Here is a 20,829-nt window from a genome sequence, read left to right on the forward strand (position 1 = left end):
CCCTTCGTCATGGACACCGCCCACTCGCGTTTCCCGGTGATTGATGACGACAAGGACGATATTGTCGGCATCCTGCTGGCCAAGGATTTGCTGCGCTACTTCCACAATCCCAAGCTGTTCGATCTGCGCGACACCCTGCGCCAGGCGGTGTTTGTCCCGGAGTCCAAGCCGCTCAATGTGTTGCTCAAGGATTTCAAGAGCACGCGCAATCATATGGCCATCGTGGTGGATGAATACGGCAGCGTCTCCGGCCTCGTGACCATCGAGGACGTCATCGAACAGATCGTCGGAGATATTGAAGACGAATACGACTTCGATGAAGCCGAAGACAATATCGTCCCCATTCGCGGCCGGCGCTACCGGGTCAAGGCGCAAACCGAAATCGAAGATATCAACGCCTTCTTCGGCACGGACTTTTCCGACGATGATGCCGATACCCTGGGCGGACTGGTGTTGACCGCGATGGCGCATATGCCCAAGCGCGGCGAAAAAGTCGCCCTGGGCCCGCTGGACATTACCATTTTGCGCGCCGACAGCCGCCGCCTGCATACGCTGGTGGTTGCGCCACGGCGCGACAAAGGCGATGACGACAGCAGCGAGCAGGACGCCTGATGCCGAAGAAGTTTTTCTATCTGGCTGCCTGCCTGCTGGCAGGCACCGCCACGCTATTTGCCTTCGCGCCCTACCGTCTGTTCTGGCTGATGCCGCTGCTGCTGGCCATACTGGCCGAACTTGTCGAACGCCATCCGCGCCACGCGTTTGCCTTGGGCTATGGTTGGGCATTGGCGGCTTATACCGCCAACTTCAACTGGATCTACAACAGCCTCCATGATGTCGCCCAGCTGCCGGCCTTGCCGGCGGCACTGGCAACACTGCTGCTGCCCGCTTATCTCGCGCTATACCCGGCGCTGGCCATGCTGTTTGCCGTCAGACTGAGTGAGAGGCCGTGGCTACGCTGGCTCGTTGCATTTCCCGCCTTGTGGACGCTGGGTGAATGGCTGCGCAGCTGGATGTTTACCGGCTTTCCGTGGGGTGCGATCGGTTACAGCCAGATTGCGGAAAGTCCGCTGGCCGGCCTTGCCGCTGTCAGCGGCATTCACGGCGTAACCTTTGCCGTGGCCTTGAGCGCAGGCGCACTGGTGGTATTACCGCGCCTGGCCAAGGCCGGACGTCTGGCACTGATCGCCTTGTTAATCAGCTTGTGGGGCGGCGCGCAACTATTGAAGTCGGTAAGCTGGACGCAAAATGCCGGCCAGCCGGTCAGCGTGGCACTGGCGCAAGGCAATATTCCGCAGGCGCTCAAATGGAGCCCGGAAGTGCTGCAACTGACGATAGAGCGCTACTACCAGATGATAGGCAGCCAGCGTGCCGACCTGATGATCCTGCCGGAAACCGCTTTCCCGCTGTTCTTGGAAGACCTGCCGCCAGGGCTGATCAGCATGATTCAGCGTGAAGCCAAGGCCAAGCAGATGGATATCGCCATCGGCATTCCGCGCCGCACTGACGACGGCCAGGGCTATCTCAATGCGGTGGTCGCCTTCAGCCAGCCCGGCCTGCCCTACTACGCCAAGAATCATCTGGTGCCGTTTGGCGAGTTTATTCCGCTGCCGCAGTTCATCGGCTGGATCTACCAGTATATGAATATGCCGCTATCCGGCTTCTCGCGCGGCGGACCGGCACAGGCACCATTGATGCTGGCCGGACAAAAAGTCGCGTTCAATGTCTGCTACGAGGACAGTTTTGGCGAGGAGTTGATAGGCCCGGCGCGCGATGCCACCTTGCTGGCCAATGTCAGCAATCTTGCCTGGTTCGGCAAAAGCTCGGCCATGGACCAGCATTTGCAGTTGTCGCAAGCGCGTTCGCTGGAAACCGGACGCCCCATGCTGCGCTCGACCAATACCGGCATGACGGCACTGATCAACCCGGACGGCAGCATCCAGAGTCTGGCGGAACCGGACACCGAACAGGTGCTCAAGGTCGAGGTTCAGGGGCGGCGCGGCCTGACCCCCTATATGCGTAGCGGCAACTTGCCGGTGATTGTGGGCTGTGCAGTCCTGTTGCTAAGCGTGATGGTGTTCGAGTGGTGGCAGCGCCGCCGCGCGACCAAAACCGGTTAAGCACAAGGCAGAAGAAACAAAAGAGCCGGCATGATGCCGGCTCTTTTCCTACCGTCACACCTTACTTCATGGTGGGCATGACAAACTCGGCGGTGAGCTTCTCTGGCCAGCGGCTGGTGATGGTCTTGATACGGGTATAAAAGCGCACGCCTTCCGGGCCGTGCATGGAATGGTCGCCAAACAACGAGGCCTTCCAGCCGCCAAAGCTGTGGAAGGCCATAGGCACCGGAATCGGCACATTGACGCCGACCATCCCGACCTGGATACGGTGGCCGAACTCGCGCGCAGCCGCACCCGAGCGGGTAAAGATAGCGGTGCCGTTGGCGTAAGGATGGGCATTGATCAGTTGCACGGCACTTTCAAAGTCGGGCACGCGCACCACCGCCAGCACCGGCCCGAAAATCTCCTCCTGATAGATGGTCATCTCGGGGGAGACATGATCAAACAGGCAAGGGCCGATAAAAAAACCGTTCTCATAACCGGGATGGCGGTAAGCGCGCCCATCGACCACCAGCTTTGCCCCTTCCGCGACACCGGCGTCGACATAGCCGGCCACCTTGTCGCGATGAGTGCGCGTTACCAGCGGCCCCATCTCCGCCTCCGCCTCGCCGCCTACGCCTATCTTCAGGCAGCGGGCACGTTCGGCCAGCTTCGCCACCAGCGCATCGGCCACATCGCCTACGGCCACTGCTACCGAAATCGCCATGCAGCGCTCGCCGGCCGAGCCGTAAGCCGCACCGATCAGCGCCTCGACCGTACCATCCAGATCCGCGTCCGGCATCACTACCAGATGATTCTTGGCACCGCCCAAAGCCTGTACCCGCTTGCCGTGATGGGCACCGGTTTCATAAATGTAACGGGCAATCGGCGTCGAGCCGACAAAGCTCAAGGCCGCCACATCCGGATGGGTTAATAGCGCGTCCACCGCGACCTTGTCGCCATGCACCACATTGAACACGCCGTCCGGCAGGCCCGCCTGCTTGAGCAAATCGGCCAGCAAAAGCGCCGTCGACGGATCGCGCTCGGATGGCTTGAGAATAAACGTATTGCCACAAGCGATGGCGACCGGGAACATCCACATCGGCACCATGGCCGGAAAGTTGAATGGCGTAATACCGGCGACCACACCCAAGGGCTGGCGCATGGAGTGGCTATCTATGCCGCCCCCCACCTGCTCGGTAAATTCGCCCTTGAGCAGTTGCGGAATACCGCAGGCAAACTCGACCACCTCCAGACCACGCGTCACCTCGCCCATGGCATCGGAGACGACCTTGCCGTGCTCGCGGGAAATCAGCTCGGCAATTTTTTGCTGGTTCTCTTCCAGCAATGCCTTGAATTTGAACATGACCCGTGCGCGCTTGAGCGGAGGTGTCTCGGCCCAGGCCGGAAAGGCACGGCGCGCGCAGGCAACGGCGGCATTGACTTCATCTAGCGTAGCCAAGGGCACATGGGCAATCACTTCGCCCAATGCAGGATTGAAAACTTCGCTATGTCTGTCACTCTGGCCGGCGTGATGCTCGCCACCGATAAAATGGGTAATGCTTTGCATGATGGTTTTCCTTCTTATTCGGTTTCGTGAATGGCTTCGCCAATCACGCTAAACAGTGTGTCGATTTCCTGTTCACTGATAATCAAAGGCGGCGAGCAGGCGATAATGTCGCCGGTAAAGCGCACCAGTACGCCCTTCTCCCAGCACTTGAGGAAGACATCCATACCGCGCGCGCCCGGCGCGCCCGGGCGGCTCTCCAGCTCGATGCCGGCAACCAGTCCAAGATTACGGATGTCCTTGATATGGCGCTCGCCACGCAGCGCATGCACCTTGTCTTCAAAACGTGGCGCCAGTGTTGCGGCACGCCCGAACAAGCCCTCCTGGCGGTAGACATCCAGCGTCGCAATCGCCGCGGCGCAGGCCAGCGGATGGGCCGAGTAGGTATAGCCATGCGGGAATTCGATAGCCCGGTCTGCCGCGGCCGCCATAAAAGCATCATGGATCTCGGGCTTGATCAGCAAGGCGCCCATGGGTACGACGCCATTGGTCAGCCCTTTGGCACAGGTAATGATATCGGGCAGGACATCAAAGCGGTTGGCGGCCCAATCGGCGCCCAGACGACCGAAGCCGGTGATGACCTCATCAAAAATAAGCAGGATGCCGTACTTGTCGCAGATTTCACGCAGCCGCTTCAGATAACCCTTGGGTGGAATCAGCACCCCGGTCGAGCCGGCCATAGGCTCGACAATGACCGCAGCGATAGTGGAGGGATCGTGCAAGGTGGTAATGCGCGCCTCCAGCTCGTCCGCAAGCTCGGCACCGAACTCGGGCTCGCCGCGGCTGAAAGCATTGCGTGCCAGATCATGCGTGCTCTTGATATGGTCGACCGCCGGCAGGCTAACCGGGAACAGCTTGCGGTTACCCGCGATGCCGCCGACCGAAATACCGCCAAAGTTGACGCCGTGGTAACCGCGCTCGCGCCCGACCAGCTTGACCCGCGCCGCGTCACCACGCACGCGGTGGTAGGCAATGGCCATTTTTAGCGCAGTATCCGCCGCCTCGGAACCGGAGTTGACGAAGAACACCTTGGACAAACCTGCCGGTGCCATTGCCGCCAGCTGTTCAGCCGCCTCAAATGCCTTGGGGTGGCCGATCTGGAAAGGGGGGGCATAATCCAGTGTGGCCGCCTGCTTTTGTATAGCCTCGACAATAGGCTGGCGGTTGTGGCCTGCGTTCACACACCACAAACCGGCGCAACCATCCAGGATCTGCCGATCCAAATCGTCGCGGTAATACATGCCGTCAGCGGAAACCAGCATGCGCGGTGCGCTCTTGAAATGGCGGTTGGATGTAAATGGCATCCAGTAAGCCTGCATCTGATCCTGGGTCATGGTTTTCTCCTCATTGCACATGCGTGCCATGAACAGCAATGTAGACAGGAGCAAGATGGCATAACAGAGGCAGTTAGCTCGAAAAGCAGCAAGCCGTACAGAAATATGCGCTGTACAGTTACGACAAAAGAGCGACTGAGGCTGTGCTCGCCAAAATAAGCAGTTATGCTAAGGGAATTGCAAGCAGCAAAGACGAAACCTATGGGCAAAGCCGCAAACGCCACACTGGCCGAGCAAATCGTGATGCGCCTGTGCGACAGCATCGATCAAGGCATATTGCCACCCGGCAGCCGCCTGCCCTCCGTACGCCAATATGCCCAAGAGCACCAGATCAGTACCTTTACAGTCAGCGAAGCCTATCAACGCCTTGTCAGCAGAGGCTATACAGTTTCCCGCAAAGGGTCTGGCTACTATGTTGCGGCACAAGGCCGTCAGTCAGCCCCCCCCTCCCCTGCGCTGAACACTTTGCCGGTGGACGATGACTGGCTGCTTAGCCGCATTTACCAGCGTGATAGCAAGCTATTGATGGCAGGCTGCGGCTGGCTGCCGGAGCACTGGTACGACCGTGAAGCCAATGCGCGAGCCATGCGGGCGATAGCCCGGCGCAACGAGCCTTTCCACCCTTATGGCGACCCCAAGGGCTATGCACCCTTGCGCGCTGAAATCGCACGTCAGCTAGCCCGGGAACATCTGGATGTTTCTCCCGAGCACATTATCCTGACCCAAGGTGCAAGCAAGGCATTGGATATGGTGGCATGCACGCTGGCCAGGCCAGGCGACACACTGTTTATCGATGAGCCCGGCTATTGCAACCTGATTTCCTGCCTGCGCTTCAGGGGCTTTAATCTGGTAGGTGTACCCTGGACGGCACAAGGGCCAGATCTGGCACAACTAGAGGTACTGCTGGCCAGGCACAAGCCGAAACTGTTTTTTACCAACCCGCTGCTGCACAACCCGACCGGTGCCAGCTATACACTGGCAACAGCCCATGCGGTGATGAAGCTGATGGATGCGCACGACTGCATCGTGGTGGAAGACAATGTCGCCCAGCCCTTCCACCCCAAGCCGCAGCCTCCTTTGTGCTCGCTGGCCGCACCCGGCAAAAGCCTGTATATCGGGAGCTTTTCCAAATCGCTGGCACCCGGCTTGCGGGTAGGCTATGTCGCCAGCCATAGCGGACATAGTGAACTGCTGCTGCGCTACAAAATGATATCCGGGCTCACTACGCCGGTATTGAATGAAATGCTGGTGATGGAGCTAAACGGTGCGCCAGGCAGCCGCCGTCAACTGGATGATGCGCGCGATGCGCTGAGCCAGGCACAATATCTCTGCCAACAGCGCTTTCACGCGGCCGGATGGAGTTTGTTTGCCCAGCCTGAACACGGCCTGTTTCTGCTGGCAAAACCTCCGGCCAGCTGCGATGCCGCCAATCTGACCGAGCGTGCACGCAAGCAGGGCATTATGCTGGCACCGGGCAAGCTGTTTTCCAGCAGCGACGGCTATCAGGATTGGTGGCGCTTCAATGTCGCCTACAGCCGCAACAGCCTGCTGTGGGATTTTCTGGACGGTAAATAACAAAAAGGCCATCCCGTAGGATGGCCTTTTTTAAACTGCGTCGGCTTATTCAGCGTCGTCAACAACGACAGCTTCACCTTCCGGACGGTCTACCAGCTCTACCAGAGCCATAGGAGCGTTGTCGCCCTTACGGAAACCGTACTTCAGGATGCGAACATAGCCGCCGTTACGGGTAGCGTAACGCTCGCCCAGAACGTCGAACAGTTTGCCCACAATCTCGCGATCACGGGTGCGGTCAAACGCCAGACGGCGGTTGGCCAGGCACGGCTTTTTACCAAGCGTGATAAGCGGCTCGGCAACACGACGCAGCTCCTTGGCTTTAGGCAGCGTAGTCACGATAACTTCGTGACGCAGCAGCGATACCGCCATATTACGGAGCATGGCCAGACGATGGCTGGTCGTGCGATTCAGTTTACGATTGCTATAACGATGACGCATTCTATTGTCCTTTTATCCCAAACCTTACGGTTTTTCGAGCCCTGCCGGTGGCCAGTTCTCGAGCTTCATGCCCAGAGTCAGACCTTTAGAGGCAAGAACTTCTTTGATCTCGTTCAGAGACTTACGGCCGAGGTTCGGAGTTTTCAGAAGCTCGGTTTCGGTGCGCTGGATCAGATCACCGATGTAATAGATGTTCTCAGCCTTAAGGCAGTTGGCCGAACGTACCGTCAGTTCGAGATCGTCGACGGGGCGCAGCAAGATCGGATCGATCGGAGGCTGCTTTTCTTCGATGACTTCTACCGTCGTGCCCTGGAGATCGGCGAAAATGGACAACTGGTCAATCAGGATGCGGGCAGCCTCGCGGACAGCCTCTTCCGGCTCGATGACACCATTGGTCTCGATGTCCATGACCAGACGGTCAAGGTCGGTACGCTGTTCTACACGTGCGCTTTCAACGGCAAAGCTGACACGGTTGAGCGGCGAAAACGACGAATCGAGTTGAATGGTACCAATCGAACGGTTTTCATCATTGTTGACGCGCGTGGAAACCGGCTGGTAGCCACGGCCCTTTTCAACCTTGATCTCCATTTCGATCTTACCGCCTGCCGAAAGATGGCAGATGACGTGGTCAGGATTAATCACTTCCACATCGTGCGGCAAATCGATATCGCTAGCCAGAACAGGACCCTGTCCCTCTTTTTTGAGGGTCAGAACGACACTGTCACGACCATGCAGCTTAAGCACCACGCCCTTGAGGTTCAGGAGGATATCTACAACATCCTCCCGAACGCCATCAAGTGCGGAATACTCATGCAAAACGCCAGCGATGGTCACTTCGGTCGGAGCAAAGCCCGGCATCGACGACAGCAGGATGCGACGCAGAGCGTTACCCAAGGTATGTGCATAGCCACGCTCGAACGGTTCCATGGAAACGCGGGCATGTGTAGCACTTACCGGCTGAACATCGATCAGACGGGGTTTAAGAAATTCCGAAGCGTTGTTTTGCATAGACATTCCCTAGAGCTAGCGATTACTTGGAGTAGAATTCCACAACAAGCTGTTCATTGATATCGCTAGACAGTTCGGAACGCTCCGGAACAGTCTTGAAGACACCTTCCATCTTCTTGGTGTCAACTGCGACCCAAGACGGGAAACCGATCTGCTCTGCGAGCGCCAGGGCTTCCTGGATACGAACCTGCTTCTTGCTCTTTTCGCGAACGGAAATCACGTCACCGGCCTTAACCTGGTAGGACGGGATATTCACGGTTTGACCGTTAACAGTCACAGCCTTGTGGCTGACGAGCTGACGTGCTTCAGCACGAGTCGAACCGATACCTACGCGATACACTACGTTGTCCAGACGGGACTCGAGGATCTGCAACAGGTTTTCGCCAGTCGAACCCTTGCGGCGTACGGCTTCAGCGAAGTAGTTGCGGAACTGACGTTCCAGGACGCCGTAGATACGACGAATTTTTTGCTTCTCACGCAGCTGAACACCGTACTCGGACAGACGGGTCTTACGAGCACCGTGCTGGCCAGGTGGGGTGTCGAGCTTGCACTTGGAATCAAGTGCACGACGCGCGCTTTTCAGGAACAGATCCGTGCCTTCGCGACGCGCGAGTTTACATTTTGGGCCGATATAACGTGCCATGTTCTCACACTCTCCGAATTAGATACGACGTTTTTTGGGCGGACGGCAGCCGTTGTGCGGCACCGGCGTCACGTCGGAGATGCTGGTAATTTTGAAGCCAAGCGAGTTGAGAGCACGAACTGCAGATTCGCGACCTGGGCCTGGGCCCTTGATGCGAACTTCCAGATTCTTTACACCATATTCTTGGGCAACTTTACCAGCATGTTCTGCAGCTACCTGAGCTGCAAACGGTGTACTTTTGCGCGAACCTTTAAAACCAGCACCGCCGGAGGTAGCCCAAGACAAAGCATTCCCTTGACGGTCAGTGATGGTGATGATGGTGTTATTAAAGGAAGCATGAACGTGGACGATGCCCTCGCTTACGCTTTTGCGCACTTTTTTGCGTACACGACCTGCTGTGTTTGCTTTAGCCATTTCAGAGATCCTTTAAATTACTTCTTGCCAGCGATCGCTTTGCGCGGTCCCTTGCGGGTACGAGCATTAGTGCGGGTACGCTGACCGCGGCACGGCAGGCCACGGCGATGGCGAAGGCCACGATAGGAGCCCATGTCCATCAATCGCTTGATGCTCATGGTAACTTCGCGACGCAGATCACCTTCTACGGTGAACTTGGCAACAGCCTCACGCAGCGATTCCATCTCCACATCGGTCAGATCTTTGACCTTAGAGGCAGGATTTACGCCAACGGTTGCACAGATCTGCTTAGCGCGGGTCTGGCCGATGCCGTAGATTGCTTGCAGGCCGATAACGGCGTGCGCATGATTGGGGATGTTTACCCCTGCAATACGGGCCATAGTCTATCCTTAAGACCTAGAAAAGCTTGCGATTGTACCACGCAAGCTTCCGGCTAACAAATGTTAGCCTTGTTTCTGTTTGTGACGGGGATCAGTGCAAATCACGCGAACCACACGGTTGCGGCGAATGATCTTGCAATTACGGCAAATTTTCTTTACCGAAGGTTGTACTCGCATATCAGTTCCTTATCGAACACGAAAGAGCTAGCGTTACTTCGCCTGGAGCACGATGACCACCCGAAAAGTGGAAAATCAGCATCTATCGCCGACATTTCCTTGCCTATCTGCAGTCTCGACCCGAAGGCCGCGACCAAAAACAAGCATCATCCGGTGACTACATACCCAGATTCAGTTTGACCATGAAGTCCGTAGAGGGCGGAGCCATAACAACCCCGCCCTGCATCTGGATCGTATCTTCCTAGCCAAATAACCCAGCGAACTCGGTATATCAACGGGTAAGGCCATTACCCTTGAAGTTTGCCTTCTTCAGCAAGCTTTCATACTGGTGAGACAGCACGTAGGACTGAACCTGCGCCATCAGATCCATTGTCACCACTACGATAATCAGCAACGAAGTCCCGCCAAAATAGAATGGAACATTCCACTTCAGGATCAGGAACTCAGGCAGCAGACATACCAGAGTAATGTAAACGGCACCAATCAATGTCAGCCGCAGAATGATCTTCTCGATATAACGGGAAGTCTGCTCGCCTGGACGGATACCGGGAATAAAAGCCCCACTTTTCTTCAGGTTATCTGCCGTTTCCTTGGGATTGAATACCAAGGCGGTATAGAAATAACAGAAGAAAATAATCGCTGCAGCATACAGCAGGACATACAGCGGCTGACCTGGATGCAGTTTGTCTGCAATCGACTTCAACCAACCGACACCCTCTCCGCTACCGAACCACCCGAGAGCAGTCGCCGGAAACAGAATGATGCTGGATGCAAAAATCGGCGGAATCACCCCGGCCATATTGAGTTTCAACGGCAGGTGCGTGCTTTGTCCCTGCTGCACACGATTACCCACCTGACGCTTGGCGTAATTGACCAAAACCTTGCGCTGACCGCGTTCAACGAACACAACCAGATAGGTTACGGCAATCACCCCGACAAATAGGAGGATCGCAAACAACACGGGCAAAGAACCCTGACCGGTAAGCGTCAAAGTCTTGCCGATGGCAGCAGGCACACCCGATGCGATACCGGCACAGATAATAAGAGAAATACCGTTACCGATACCTCGCTCCGTAATCTGTTCGCCCAACCACATCAGGAACATCGTACCTGTCACCAGGGTTACTACGGTCGAGAGATAAAACTCCCACTGACCGACAACCACCAGATTAGGCTGCTTGTGGAGCATCACCGCAATGCCGAAACTTTGGAAAGTCGCAAGCAAAACGGTCGCATAACGCGTGTACTGGGTTATCTTACGACGCCCCGCATCGCCCTCCTTCTTCAGCTGCTTGAGCTGAGGCACAACCTCGGAGCCTAGCTGCAGAATAATGGAGGCCGAGATATACGGCATGATGCCGATGGCAAAAACCGTAAATCTCGACAAGGCTCCGCCGGAAAACATGTTGAACATGTCCAGCAGACCCGTTTGCGACGACTGGAACAACTTCGCTAGCTCGGCAGGGTTGATCCCGGGTACCGGAATATGCGCACCAATACGGTATACGATCAGGGCGCCGATCAAAAACCAGATGCGACGCTTGAGATCACCAAATTTATTGGTGTTTGCCACTAGAGAAGTATTCGCCACGTACTTACGCCTTATTCAACGATAACGCCACCCGCAGCTTCGATAGCAGCACGGGCACCAGCAGTCACAGCCACACCACGCAGCTTAACAGCGCGATCGATGGTGCCGGACAGGATGACCTTAGCAGCCAAAGCCTGCGTAGTTGCCAGACCAGCCTGCTTCAAAGCCAACAGATCGATCTCGTCAACTGGCAGCGAAGCCAGATCGGACAGACGTACTTCAGAAGTCTTGCCAGCGGACAGCGACTTGAAGCCACGCTTAGGCAGACGACGCTGCAGTGGCATCTGACCGCCTTCAAAACCGACCTTGTGGAAACCACCGGCACGGCTCTTCTGACCTTTGTGACCACGACCAGCAGTCTTACCCAGACCACTACCCATGCCACGACCTACACGGCGCTTGGCGTGCTTGGAGCCAACGCCAGGCTTAACGGTATTCAGTTCCATGTTAGCCCTCGCATTTCAGCAGATAGTTGATCTTCGTGATCATGCCACGATTCTCAGGGGTATCCAGCACTTCAACAGTCTGGCGGATCTTTTTCAGACCCAGGCCACGCGCACAAGCTTTGTGCGACTCAAGGCGACCGATCAGGCTCTTAACCAGGGTCACTTTGACAGTCTTAGCATTAGTCATGATGCGCCCCCAGAATTTCTTCTACGGTCAGACCACGCTTGGCAGCGATCTGAGCAGGCGTCTGGATCTTCAACAGACCGTCAATCGTAGCGCGAACTACGTTGTACGGGTTGGTCGAGCCATGAACCTTGGCAGAAACGTTACGCACACCCATGGCGTCGAAAATCGCACGCATCGGGCCGCCAGCCTTCACACCGGTACCTTCTTTGGCCGGCTGCATGAAGACGGTGGTAGCACCGTGCTTACCAAAAACAGCGTGATGCAGCGTGCCGTTCTTGAGCGGGATTTTCACCAGGGTGCGACGGGCTTGCTCCATCGCTTTTTGCACGGCAACAGGCACTTCCTTGGACTTGCCCTTACCCATGCCGATGCCGCCGTCGCTATCACCTACAACGGTGAGAGCGGAGAAAGCCATGATGCGACCGCCCTTCACCACTTTGGTGACGCGGTTGACGCCGATCATTTTTTCGATCAGACCGTCGCCACGATCTTCAATCTCGTGCTTAGCCATTCTTCACTCCGAATTAGAATTGCAGGCCGTGTTCGCGAGCTGCATCAGCCAGGGCCTTGATACGGCCGTGGTAGTTGAAGCCCGAACGGTCGAAGGCAACCTGCAGAACGCCTGCAGCCTTAGCTTTTTCGGCAATACGCTTGCCGACTGCAACAGCTGCATCTACGTTGCCACCATTGGTAATGGTTGCGCGCACTTCGGCTTCCAGGCTGGAAGCACTGGCAAGCACAACACTACCGGTCGCATCAATGATTTGAGCGTAAATGTGGCAGTTGGTGCGGTGTACAGACAGACGCACCACCTTGAGCTCCGCAATGCGTGCACGAGTTTTGCGTGCGCGGCGGAGTCGAGTTTGTTTCTTATCCATGTCAGTGCCTCAATTACTTCTTCTTGGTTTCTTTCAGCGTCACAACCTCGCCAACATAGCGAACACCCTTGCCCTTATAAGGCTCTGGCGAACGATATGCGCGGATTTCCGCTGCTACCTGGCCGACTTGTTGCTTATCTGCGCCCTTGATCAGGATCTCGGTCTGAGACGGAGTCTCTACCGAAACACCTGCCGGCATCTTGTGGACAACCGGATGGGAGAAACCGAGAGAAAGGTTTACAGCATCACCTTGAGCCTGGGCACGATAGCCCACGCCTACCAGCTGGAGCCTGCGCTCGAAGCCTTTGGTAACACCAATAACCATGTTATTCAGCAGAGCACGCAGCGTACCGGACATGGAACGTGCAAACTTGCTGTCATTTTGGGCTGCGAAAGTCAGCTCATTGTTGTCCAGCTTAACGACAACGTCTGCGCACAAAGCAGTGCTCAGGCTCCCGATCGGGCCTTTAACAACGATTTCTTCTGCGGTGAATTTAACTTCAACGCCGGCTGGAATCGCAACGGGATTTTTAGCTACGCGAGACATTAAACCCTCCCCTTACGCCACGATGCAAAGGAGTTCACCACCGACGCCGGCAACACGTGCCTTGCGATCGGTCATCACACCTTTGGAGGTCGAAAGGATGGTCACGCCCAGGCCGTTCAGGACCTTCTGGACTTCGTTCGAACCCTTGTACACGCGCAAACCAGGGCGCGATACACGGTCGATACGTTCGATGACCGGACGACCAGCGTAGTACTTCAACTGGATATCAAGAGAAGGCTTCTTTTCTTCACCGGCAACGACGAAGTCTTCGATATAACCTTCTTCTTTCAGAACCTGAGCGATAGCGACCTTGAGCTTGGAAGACGGCATAGAAACCGAAACCTTCGAAGCACGCTGAGCGTTACGAACGCGGGTCAACATATCGGAAATAGGATCATGCATGCTCATTCGTTTTCTCCTATTACCAGCTGGCCTTTGTAACGCCAGGAATCTCACCCTTCATGGCGATCTCACGCAATTTGCTACGGCCAAGACCGAATTTGCGGAAAACGCCACGTGGACGACCAGTGATAGCGCAACGGCGACGCTGGCGAACCGGGCTAGCGTCACGCGGCAGCTGTTGCAGCTTCAGACGAGCAGCAAAGCGCTCATCGTCAGACAGACTTTGGTTATTGATGATGCCGATGAGTGCTTCGCGCTTTGCTGCAAATTTTGCAACAGTTTTGGTACGCTTCTCTTCACGGTTAATCAGTGCAAGTGTTGCCATGTGCTTAACCCTTGAACGGGAACTTGAAAGCAGCCAGCAGTGCGCGGGCCTCTTCGTCAGTCTTCGCCGTGGTGGTGATGGTGATGTTCATACCACGCAGAGCATCGATCTTGTCGTACTCGATTTCCGGGAAGATGATCTGCTCTTTAACGCCCATGTTGTAGTTGCCACGGCCGTCAAAAGACTTGCCGGACACACCACGGAAGTCGCGTACACGTGGCAGCGAAATCGTAACCAGGCGATCCAGGAATTCGTACATACGCTCACGGCGCAGCGTCACCTTGCAGCCAACCGGGTAGTGATCACGGATCTTAAAGCCGGCGATCGACTTACGAGCGGTGGTCACAACTGGCTTCTGGCCGGCGATCTTCTGCAGATCACCAACGGCGAATTCCATGACTTTTTTGTCCGCAACAGCTTCGCCGACACCCATGTTCAGGGTAATCTTCTCGATGCGCGGTACTTCCATGATCGATTTGTAACCGAACTGTTTTACCAGATCAGCAACAACCGTTTCTTTGTAAAAATCGTAAAGACGTGCCATGTTGACTCCTTAAGCCCCGACGACTTCGCCGGAGGACTTGAACACACGCACCTTGCGACCGTCTTCAAGTGTCTTGAAGCCAACACGATCAGCCTTCTGGCTAGCTGTGTTGAAAATGGCCACATTGGACACGTCAATCGGCATGGTCTTGTCAACGATGCCGCCTGCGATGCCGCGTACCGGATTTGGTTTCATGTGTTTTTTGACGACGTTAACGCCCTCAACAACAACTTTACCTTCCAGCGAACGCAACACGGTGCCACGCTTACCTTTATCTTTACCGGTGATTACTACGACTTCATCACCTTTGCGAATCTTGCGCATGCTAGCTCCTTACAGCACTTCCGGTGCCAGCGACACGATCTTCATGAAACGCTCGGTACGCAGTTCACGCGTAACAGGCCCGAAGATGCGAGTGCCGATAGGCTCAAGTTTGGCATTCAGCAATACCGCAGCATTACCGTCGAACTTGATCAACGAGCCATCTGGACGACGAACGCCTTTGGCAGTACGTACAACAACAGCGTTGTATACGTCGCCTTTCTTGACGCGGCCGCGCGGAGCAGCATCCTTGATGGTCACCTTGATAATATCGCCAACGCTAGCGTAGCGACGCTTGGAGCCGCCCAACACTTTAATGCACATGACATGACGTGCACCAGTGTTATCCGCGACCTCAAGCATGGTCTGCATTTGGATCATTTATGATTACCTTTTTTATCCAACTTACCCCGTCACTTTCATCTGATAGGTCAGCTGCGTTGCTGAGCGACTTCACAGATGAAACGCCGCAATAATTGCGGCGTATCTAACGGCCAGTTTTGGACCCCGTAAGGGCAGATCCCCACCAGACATGATGGGGAAGTGGCCATTATACAGAGGGGCTGCCCCCTCTGCAAGCTTTACGCCTGACGAGCTTTCTCGACCAGGCTAGTTACCACCCACGTCTTAGTCTTCGAGAGCGGACGGGATTCACTGATAATAACCAGATCACCCTCACGATACTCGTTGGCTTCGTCGTGTGCGTGGAACTTGTTGGAAAGACGGATCACCTTGCCATAGATCGGGTGCTTAACTTTGCGCTCGACCAGTACGGTTACGGTCTTGTCCATCTTGTCGCTGACGACTTTACCAGTCAGCGTACGTACCATTTTGATTTCGCTCATATTAAGCAGCCTTCTCTTTCAGAATGGTGCGCACACGAGCGATGTCGCGGCGAACTTTCTTCAGTTCACTGTTTTTGGCGAGCTGCTGCGTGGCGTTTTGCATGCGCAGGGCAAACTGGGCCTTCAACAGGCTCAACAGTTCAACCTTCAGCTCGTCCACGTTCTTTGCTCTCAGTTCGGACGCTTTCATTACTGACCTACCTGTCTAATCACAAACATAGTGGCGATCGGCAATTTTGCTGCGGCCAAGCGGAAAGCTTCGCGGGCGAGCTCTTCAGCTACACCGTCCATCTCATACAGCATTTTGCCAGGCTGGATTTCTGCCACGTAGAATTCCGGACTACCTTTACCGTTACCCATACGCACTTCGGCAGGCTTGGAGGTGATCGGCTTATCTGGGAATACACGAATCCAGATACGACCACCACGCTTGATGTGACGAGTCATGGCGCGACGAGCTGCCTCGATCTGACGCGCGGTCAGACGGCCACGACCCACAGCCTTCAGACCAAAATCACCGAAGCTCACCTTGTTACCACGGGTGGCGATACCGGTGTTACGGCCTTTGTGCTGTTTACGGTACTTGAGTCTAGTTGGCTGCAGCATTTCGTGCCCCCGACTTTCTGATTTTCTTCTCAGGCGCTACTGGAGCAGCCTGAACCTGACCCGGCTTCAGATCGCCTTTGTAGACCCAAACCTTGATACCGATGATACCGTAGGTGGTCTTGGCTTCAGAAGTCGCGTAATCGACATCAGCACGCAGAGTGTGCAAAGGCACACGGCCTTCACGATACCACTCGGTACGGGCGATTTCGATACCGTTCAGACGACCAGCACTCATGATCTTGATGCCCAGGGCACCCATGCGCATGGCGTTCTGCATGGAGCGCTTCATGGCACGGCGGAACATCACACGCTTCTCGAGCTGAGAAGCAATGCCGTCGGCAATGATTTGCGCATCCACTTCAGGACGGCGGATTTCTTCGATATTAACGTGCACAGGCACACCCAGCTTGCTCTGCAGATCACGCTTGAGCAGCTCGATGTCTTCGCCCTTCTTGCCAATCACCACACCCGGACGTGCGCTGTGAATCGTGATGCGTGCGGACTTGGCCGGACGCTCGATCACTACACGACCTACGGATGCGTGAGCAAGACGCTTTTTCAGGAACTCACGGACTTCGATATCTTTCAACAGCATGCCAGGGAAATCCTGGGAGCTGGCGTACCATTTCGAAGACCAGTTCTTAGTAACGGCAAGACGGAATCCCGTCGGATGAATCTTCTGACCCATTGCTAACCCCTCAATTGCCTACGGTCAACGTAATGTGGCAAGTCTGCTTTTCGATGCGATTGCCACGACCTTTGGCGCGGGCCGTAAAGCGCTTCAGGCTCGGACCCTTGTCAACAAAAACGGTCGCCACCACCAGGGTGTCGATATCAGCGCCTTCGTTATGCTCAGCATTGGCAATCGCCGAGTTGAGCACTTTCTTCAGCAGCTCAGCGCCTTTTTTAGGGCTGAATGCGAGAATGTTCAGGGCTTCATCAACGGACTTACCGCGGATAAGATCGGCCACCAGGCGGCACTTCTGTGCCGACAAGCGAGCGTTTTTCAAATGTGCAGATACTCTCATCGCTTCACCTTACCTCTTCTTAGCCTTCTTATCGGCAGCATGGCCTTTGAAGGTACGAGTCAGAGAGAATTCACCCAGTTTGTGACCAACCATGTTCTCGGAGATATAGACCGGAACGTGAGTGCGACCGTTGTGAACAGCAATCGTGAGACCAATGAAGTCCGGCAGGACGGTCGAACGACGCGACCAAGTCTTGATCGGACGTTTGTCACTGGTTGCACGCGCCGCATCCACCTTACCCAGCAAGTGGAGATCAACAAACGGGCCTTTTTTAAGCGAACGTGCCATTTCAATTAACCTTTAGTGGAATAGCGGCGGCGTACGATCATATTGTCGGTACGCTTGTTGCGACGTGTACGGAAGCCCTTCGTCGGCTGGCCCCATGGGCTAACCGGCACGCGGCCTTCACCAGTACGGCCTTCACCACCACCATGTGGGTGATCCACTGGGTTCATTGCAACACCACGTACGGTCGGACGGATACCGCGCCAGCGGTTTGCACCGGCCTTACCGATCTTACGCAGGCTGTGTTCGCCGTTGCCTACTTCGCCAATCGTGGCGCGGCAGTCAACGTGAACCTTGCGGATTTCACCCGAACGCAGACGCAGCTGCGCGTAGATGCCTTCGCGAGCCAGCAGCATAGCGGACTGACCAGCGGAGCGTGCCAGCTGGGCGCCACGGCCTGGCTGCAGCTCGATGCAGTGAATGGTCGTACCAACCGGGATATTACGGATTGGCAACGCATTACCGGCTTTGATCGGCGCTTCAGCGCCGGACAGCAGAACTTCACCGGCCTTAACGCCACGCGGGGCGATCACATAACGACGTTCGCCGTCTGCATAGCACAACAGTGCGATGTGCGCAGTGCGGTTCGGATCGTATTCAACACGCTCAACTTTGGCCGGAATACTATCTTTGTTACGACGGAAGTCGATAAGGCGATAGTTTTTCTTGTGACCACCACCCATATGACGGGTAGTGATGTGACCATTATTGTTACGACCACCTGTCGAATTTTTCTTTTCGATAAGAGCGGCGTGAGGCGCGCCCTTATGCAGGTCGGGGTGTACAACCTTGACAACTGCGCGGCGACCGGCAGATGTTGGCTTAACTTTAACGATAGGCATGCTCTATCTCCTTACTCCGCGGACGCTGCGGTCAGATCAAATTCCTGACCTGGCACCAGGCTAACATAAGCCTTTTTCCAGTCCTTGCGACGACCCGATGTGCGACCGAAACGCTTGGTTTTACCCTTGGCGTTAATCGTTGCAACAGCGGCCACTTTGACATTGAACAGCAGCTCGACAGCAGCCTTGATCTCGGTCTTGTTGGCATCGGTCACAACGCGGAAAGCAACTTGCTGGTTCTTCTCAGCGATCAGCGTGCTTTTCTCGGACACGATCGGAGCGAGGATAACCTGCATCAGACGTTCTTGATTCATGCCCACTGCTCCTCAAGTTGCTTGACAGCGTCGCGAGTGATCACAATCTTCTTAAAGCGAAGCAGGCTGTATGGATCAGCTTGCTGGGCTTCGATCACCAGAACGTTAGGAAGGTTACGCGACGAAAGGTAAAGATTTTCATCGAGCTCTTTGGTGATGAACAGTGCCTGCTCCAGACCCATGGACTTCACAACACCGGCGAATTCCTTGGTCTTCGGCGTTTCAACCGACAGACTGTCAACCACGATCAGACGCTCATCACGTACCAGCTGGGACAGAATCGTCGCAACGCCAGCACGGAACATCTTGCGGTTAACCTTCTGGGTGAAGTTCTCGTCCGGCTTGTTCGGGAAAGCACGACCACCGCCACGACGAATCGGGGACGAAGTCATACCGGCACGAGCATTGCCAGTACCTTTCTGTTTGAAAGGCTTCTTGGTCGAGTGGCTAACTTCGGCACGTGTCAACTGCGCACGGTTACCGCTGCGAGCATTCGCCAGGAATGCAGTCACAACCTGGTGAACCAGAGCTTCGTTGTAGTCGCGACCGAACAGCGCATCAGACGCCAGCAGGTTCTCTACAGCCTGACCCTGGGTATTGATTACTTTCAATTCCATCACGCACCCGCCTTCACACTTGGACGAACCATCACGTCGCCATTCGTAGCACCAGGCACAGCGCCCTTAACCAGAATCAGCTGACGCTCGGTGTCGATACGAACAACCTCGAGGCACTGAACCGTGCTCTTGACGTTACCGTACTGGCCGGCCATACGCTTACCAGCAAACACGCGACCCGGATCCTGCGCCATACCGATAGAACCTGGGGTATTGTGCGAACGGGAGTTACCGTGCGATGCGCGGTTGGACGAGAAGTTGTGACGCTTGATCACACCCGAGAAGCCCTTACCCTTGGAGGTACCGGTCACATCGACCAGTTGACCTACCTGGAAAATTTCCACGGTAATAGCATCGCCAGGTTTGAAAGCGGAAAGCTCTTCAGCGGTCAGCGTGAATTCACGCATCCCACGACCAGCCTCAACGCCAGCTTTGGCGAAGTGACCAGCGGCAGCCTTAACAACGCGGCTTGCCTTACGCTCGCCAAAGGCGACCTGAACAGCAGTGTAACCATCCACATCGGAGGTTTTAATTTGCGAAACGCGGTTGGAAGCCATATCCAGCACAGTCACAGGGATGGAAGCACCATCCTCAGCGAAAATGCGGGTCATGCCGACCTTGCGTCCGACTAGACCTAAAGTCATGTTTATTTCCTTTTGCAGGTGCCGATTACGATTGACCAGCATACAAAAACAAAAGCGGACTCGCAAAATTGCGAGTCCGCAAATGTATCACAGAAAATTCATACAATGCAATAACTTAGCGTAACTGCATCGCGAATATCTGATTACTGCAGTTTGATTTCCACGTCAACGCCAGCCGGCAGGTCGAGCTTCATCAAAGCATCAACAGTCTTGTCGGTAGGGTCCACGATGTCCATCAGACGCAGGTGAGTACGGATTTCCAGCTGATCGCGGGACGTCTTGTTCACGTGCGGCGAACGCAGGATGTTGAAACGCTCGATCTTGGTCGGCAGCGGAACCGGACCCTTCACAACAGCGCCGGTGCGCTTTGCAGTTTCAACGATTTCCTGAGCCGAGCGATCGATCAGGTTGTAGTCAAACGCCTTCAGGCGGATGCGGATTTTTTGGCTTTGCATACTATTCTCCGCGCCTGATTAGGCGATGATCTTGGCGACGACACCGGCACCAACAGTACGGCCACCTTCGCGGATAGCGAAGCGCAGACCGTCTTCCATAGCGATCGGAGCAATCAGCTCAACCGTGATGGATACGTTATCGCCAGGCATCACCATTTCCACGCCTTCTGGCAGGCTAACAGCACCAGTTACGTCCGTCGTACGGAAGTAGAACTGTGGGCGGTAGTTAGCGAAGAATGGCGTGTGACGACCACCTTCGTTCTTGCTCAGTACGTAGATCTCACCAGTGAACTTGGTGTGCGGGGTGATGGAACCCGGCT

The 20,829-nt window shown here is 55.4% G+C and carries 34 protein-coding genes; 3 read left to right on the forward strand and 31 right to left on the reverse strand.

Features of this window, described 5'->3' with window-relative positions; genetic code table 11:
- Nucleotides 1–612 (forward strand): CorC family transporter (locus EGI20_RS09900; protein ID WP_498631330.1); only part of this gene is annotated, 612 nt, incomplete at its 5' end.
- Complete coding sequence (gene lnt, locus EGI20_RS09905; RefSeq protein ID WP_498631331.1) at nucleotides 612–2,117, forward strand: apolipoprotein N-acyltransferase; 1,506 nt, start codon at nucleotides 612–614, stop codon at nucleotides 2,115–2,117. The genes EGI20_RS09900 and lnt, both read left to right, overlap by 1 nt.
- A gap of 61 nt (nucleotides 2,118–2,178) precedes the next feature.
- On the opposite strand, the gene EGI20_RS09910 is transcribed toward lnt, so the two are convergent.
- The gene (locus EGI20_RS09910) at nucleotides 2,179–3,666 is read right to left on the reverse strand and encodes a CoA-acylating methylmalonate-semialdehyde dehydrogenase (RefSeq protein ID WP_498631332.1); all 1,488 of its coding nucleotides are present in this window, start codon (nucleotides 3,664–3,666) and stop codon (nucleotides 2,179–2,181) included.
- Nucleotides 3,667–3,680: 14 nt separating this feature from the next.
- Entirely contained in the window at nucleotides 3,681–4,997 is a 1,317-nt protein-coding gene (gene aptA, locus EGI20_RS09915) for an omega-aminotransferase AptA (RefSeq protein WP_235930206.1), read from the reverse strand.
- Between the two features lie 201 nt (nucleotides 4,998–5,198).
- On the opposite strand from aptA, the gene EGI20_RS09920 reads away from it, so the two are divergent.
- Complete coding sequence (locus tag EGI20_RS09920; protein ID WP_498631333.1) at nucleotides 5,199–6,572, forward strand: aminotransferase-like domain-containing protein; 1,374 nt, start codon at nucleotides 5,199–5,201, stop codon at nucleotides 6,570–6,572.
- Between the two features lie 45 nt (nucleotides 6,573–6,617).
- Here EGI20_RS09920 and rplQ read toward each other — a convergent pair whose 3' ends face one another.
- The 29 genes from rplQ to EGI20_RS10065 form a co-directional block, all read right to left on the reverse strand.
- Nucleotides 6,618–7,010: a 50S ribosomal protein L17 gene (rplQ, locus tag EGI20_RS09925; protein ID WP_124735759.1), complete on the reverse strand. Its 393-nt coding sequence runs from the start codon at nucleotides 7,008–7,010 to the stop codon at nucleotides 6,618–6,620.
- A 24-nt stretch (nucleotides 7,011–7,034) separates the two neighbouring features.
- Entirely contained in the window at nucleotides 7,035–8,018 is a 984-nt protein-coding gene (locus EGI20_RS09930; protein ID WP_124735760.1) for a DNA-directed RNA polymerase subunit alpha, read from the reverse strand.
- Between the two features lie 22 nt (nucleotides 8,019–8,040).
- Nucleotides 8,041–8,661 carry a 30S ribosomal protein S4 gene (gene rpsD, locus EGI20_RS09935; protein WP_124735761.1) on the reverse strand — a complete coding sequence of 207 codons (621 nt, stop codon included), beginning with the start codon at nucleotides 8,659–8,661 and terminating at the stop codon, nucleotides 8,041–8,043.
- 18 nt (nucleotides 8,662–8,679) lie between these two features.
- The gene (rpsK, locus tag EGI20_RS09940) at nucleotides 8,680–9,075 is read right to left on the reverse strand and encodes a 30S ribosomal protein S11 (RefSeq protein ID WP_124735762.1); all 396 of its coding nucleotides are present in this window, start codon (nucleotides 9,073–9,075) and stop codon (nucleotides 8,680–8,682) included.
- Nucleotides 9,076–9,092: 17 nt separating this feature from the next.
- Nucleotides 9,093–9,455: a 30S ribosomal protein S13 gene (rpsM, locus tag EGI20_RS09945; RefSeq protein ID WP_124735763.1), complete on the reverse strand. Its 363-nt coding sequence runs from the start codon at nucleotides 9,453–9,455 to the stop codon at nucleotides 9,093–9,095.
- A gap of 63 nt (nucleotides 9,456–9,518) precedes the next feature.
- Complete coding sequence (gene rpmJ / locus EGI20_RS09950; protein WP_011137711.1) at nucleotides 9,519–9,632, reverse strand: 50S ribosomal protein L36; 114 nt, start codon at nucleotides 9,630–9,632, stop codon at nucleotides 9,519–9,521.
- A gap of 271 nt (nucleotides 9,633–9,903) precedes the next feature.
- Nucleotides 9,904–11,223, reverse strand: a complete 1,320-nt coding sequence (gene secY, locus EGI20_RS09955) for a preprotein translocase subunit SecY (protein ID WP_124735764.1) — start codon at nucleotides 11,221–11,223, stop codon at nucleotides 9,904–9,906.
- A gap of 11 nt (nucleotides 11,224–11,234) precedes the next feature.
- The gene (gene rplO, locus EGI20_RS09960) at nucleotides 11,235–11,669 is read right to left on the reverse strand and encodes a 50S ribosomal protein L15 (RefSeq protein ID WP_124735765.1); all 435 of its coding nucleotides are present in this window, start codon (nucleotides 11,667–11,669) and stop codon (nucleotides 11,235–11,237) included.
- 1 nt (nucleotide 11,670) lies between these two features.
- A complete protein-coding gene (gene rpmD, locus EGI20_RS09965; RefSeq protein ID WP_124735766.1) occupies nucleotides 11,671–11,856 on the reverse strand; it encodes a 50S ribosomal protein L30 in 186 nt (61 codons plus the stop codon).
- Complete coding sequence (gene rpsE / locus EGI20_RS09970; RefSeq protein ID WP_124735767.1) at nucleotides 11,849–12,367, reverse strand: 30S ribosomal protein S5; 519 nt, start codon at nucleotides 12,365–12,367, stop codon at nucleotides 11,849–11,851. The genes rpmD and rpsE overlap by 8 nt, the downstream gene beginning before the upstream one ends.
- A gap of 13 nt (nucleotides 12,368–12,380) precedes the next feature.
- Complete coding sequence (gene rplR, locus EGI20_RS09975) at nucleotides 12,381–12,734, reverse strand: 50S ribosomal protein L18 (protein WP_124735768.1); 354 nt, start codon at nucleotides 12,732–12,734, stop codon at nucleotides 12,381–12,383.
- Between the two features lie 13 nt (nucleotides 12,735–12,747).
- Nucleotides 12,748–13,281 carry a 50S ribosomal protein L6 gene (rplF, locus tag EGI20_RS09980; protein ID WP_498631334.1) on the reverse strand — a complete coding sequence of 178 codons (534 nt, stop codon included), beginning with the start codon at nucleotides 13,279–13,281 and terminating at the stop codon, nucleotides 12,748–12,750.
- Nucleotides 13,282–13,293: 12 nt separating this feature from the next.
- Nucleotides 13,294–13,689: a 30S ribosomal protein S8 gene (rpsH, locus tag EGI20_RS09985; protein WP_498631335.1), complete on the reverse strand. Its 396-nt coding sequence runs from the start codon at nucleotides 13,687–13,689 to the stop codon at nucleotides 13,294–13,296.
- A gap of 13 nt (nucleotides 13,690–13,702) precedes the next feature.
- Nucleotides 13,703–14,008 (reverse strand): 30S ribosomal protein S14, encoded by a 306-nt coding sequence (gene rpsN / locus EGI20_RS09990; RefSeq protein WP_124735771.1) that lies wholly within the window; start codon nucleotides 14,006–14,008, stop codon nucleotides 13,703–13,705.
- A gap of 4 nt (nucleotides 14,009–14,012) precedes the next feature.
- On the reverse strand, nucleotides 14,013–14,552 hold the full coding sequence (gene rplE, locus EGI20_RS09995) for a 50S ribosomal protein L5 (RefSeq protein WP_124735772.1): 540 nt from the start codon (nucleotides 14,550–14,552) through the stop codon (nucleotides 14,013–14,015).
- A gap of 9 nt (nucleotides 14,553–14,561) precedes the next feature.
- Nucleotides 14,562–14,876: a 50S ribosomal protein L24 gene (rplX, locus tag EGI20_RS10000; protein ID WP_249616208.1), complete on the reverse strand. Its 315-nt coding sequence runs from the start codon at nucleotides 14,874–14,876 to the stop codon at nucleotides 14,562–14,564.
- Between the two features lie 9 nt (nucleotides 14,877–14,885).
- Nucleotides 14,886–15,254 carry a 50S ribosomal protein L14 gene (rplN, locus tag EGI20_RS10005; protein WP_124735774.1) on the reverse strand — a complete coding sequence of 123 codons (369 nt, stop codon included), beginning with the start codon at nucleotides 15,252–15,254 and terminating at the stop codon, nucleotides 14,886–14,888.
- A 200-nt stretch (nucleotides 15,255–15,454) separates the two neighbouring features.
- The gene (gene rpsQ / locus EGI20_RS10010) at nucleotides 15,455–15,718 is read right to left on the reverse strand and encodes a 30S ribosomal protein S17 (RefSeq protein WP_249616207.1); all 264 of its coding nucleotides are present in this window, start codon (nucleotides 15,716–15,718) and stop codon (nucleotides 15,455–15,457) included.
- A gap of 1 nt (nucleotide 15,719) precedes the next feature.
- On the reverse strand, nucleotides 15,720–15,908 hold the full coding sequence (gene rpmC / locus EGI20_RS10015; RefSeq protein WP_124735776.1) for a 50S ribosomal protein L29: 189 nt from the start codon (nucleotides 15,906–15,908) through the stop codon (nucleotides 15,720–15,722).
- Nucleotides 15,908–16,324 (reverse strand): 50S ribosomal protein L16, encoded by a 417-nt coding sequence (gene rplP / locus EGI20_RS10020; protein WP_124735777.1) that lies wholly within the window; start codon nucleotides 16,322–16,324, stop codon nucleotides 15,908–15,910. Before rplP ends, rpmC begins: the two co-directional genes overlap by 1 nt.
- Nucleotides 16,308–17,012 carry a 30S ribosomal protein S3 gene (gene rpsC / locus EGI20_RS10025; protein WP_124735778.1) on the reverse strand — a complete coding sequence of 235 codons (705 nt, stop codon included), beginning with the start codon at nucleotides 17,010–17,012 and terminating at the stop codon, nucleotides 16,308–16,310. The genes rplP and rpsC overlap by 17 nt, the downstream gene beginning before the upstream one ends.
- A 10-nt stretch (nucleotides 17,013–17,022) precedes the next feature.
- On the reverse strand, nucleotides 17,023–17,352 hold the full coding sequence (gene rplV, locus EGI20_RS10030) for a 50S ribosomal protein L22 (RefSeq protein ID WP_124735779.1): 330 nt from the start codon (nucleotides 17,350–17,352) through the stop codon (nucleotides 17,023–17,025).
- Between the two features lie 9 nt (nucleotides 17,353–17,361).
- Nucleotides 17,362–17,640 (reverse strand): 30S ribosomal protein S19, encoded by a 279-nt coding sequence (gene rpsS / locus EGI20_RS10035; RefSeq protein ID WP_124735780.1) that lies wholly within the window; start codon nucleotides 17,638–17,640, stop codon nucleotides 17,362–17,364.
- Between the two features lie 5 nt (nucleotides 17,641–17,645).
- A complete protein-coding gene (gene rplB, locus EGI20_RS10040; RefSeq protein WP_124735781.1) occupies nucleotides 17,646–18,479 on the reverse strand; it encodes a 50S ribosomal protein L2 in 834 nt (277 codons plus the stop codon).
- A gap of 11 nt (nucleotides 18,480–18,490) precedes the next feature.
- Entirely contained in the window at nucleotides 18,491–18,799 is a 309-nt protein-coding gene (gene rplW, locus EGI20_RS10045) for a 50S ribosomal protein L23 (RefSeq protein ID WP_124735782.1), read from the reverse strand.
- Entirely contained in the window at nucleotides 18,790–19,410 is a 621-nt protein-coding gene (gene rplD, locus EGI20_RS10050) for a 50S ribosomal protein L4 (protein WP_249616205.1), read from the reverse strand. The genes rplW and rplD overlap by 10 nt, the downstream gene beginning before the upstream one ends.
- Entirely contained in the window at nucleotides 19,410–20,054 is a 645-nt protein-coding gene (gene rplC, locus EGI20_RS10055; protein WP_124735783.1) for a 50S ribosomal protein L3, read from the reverse strand. Before rplC ends, rplD begins: the two co-directional genes overlap by 1 nt.
- Nucleotides 20,055–20,197: 143 nt before the next feature.
- Nucleotides 20,198–20,509 carry a 30S ribosomal protein S10 gene (rpsJ, locus tag EGI20_RS10060; RefSeq protein ID WP_008955635.1) on the reverse strand — a complete coding sequence of 104 codons (312 nt, stop codon included), beginning with the start codon at nucleotides 20,507–20,509 and terminating at the stop codon, nucleotides 20,198–20,200.
- Between the two features lie 18 nt (nucleotides 20,510–20,527).
- On the reverse strand, nucleotides 20,528–20,829 hold a 302-nt coding region (locus EGI20_RS10065), incomplete at its 5' end, for an EF-Tu C-terminal domain-related protein (RefSeq protein ID WP_498631336.1).

It is taken from the genome of Aquitalea sp. S1-19 (assembly GCF_024343515.1).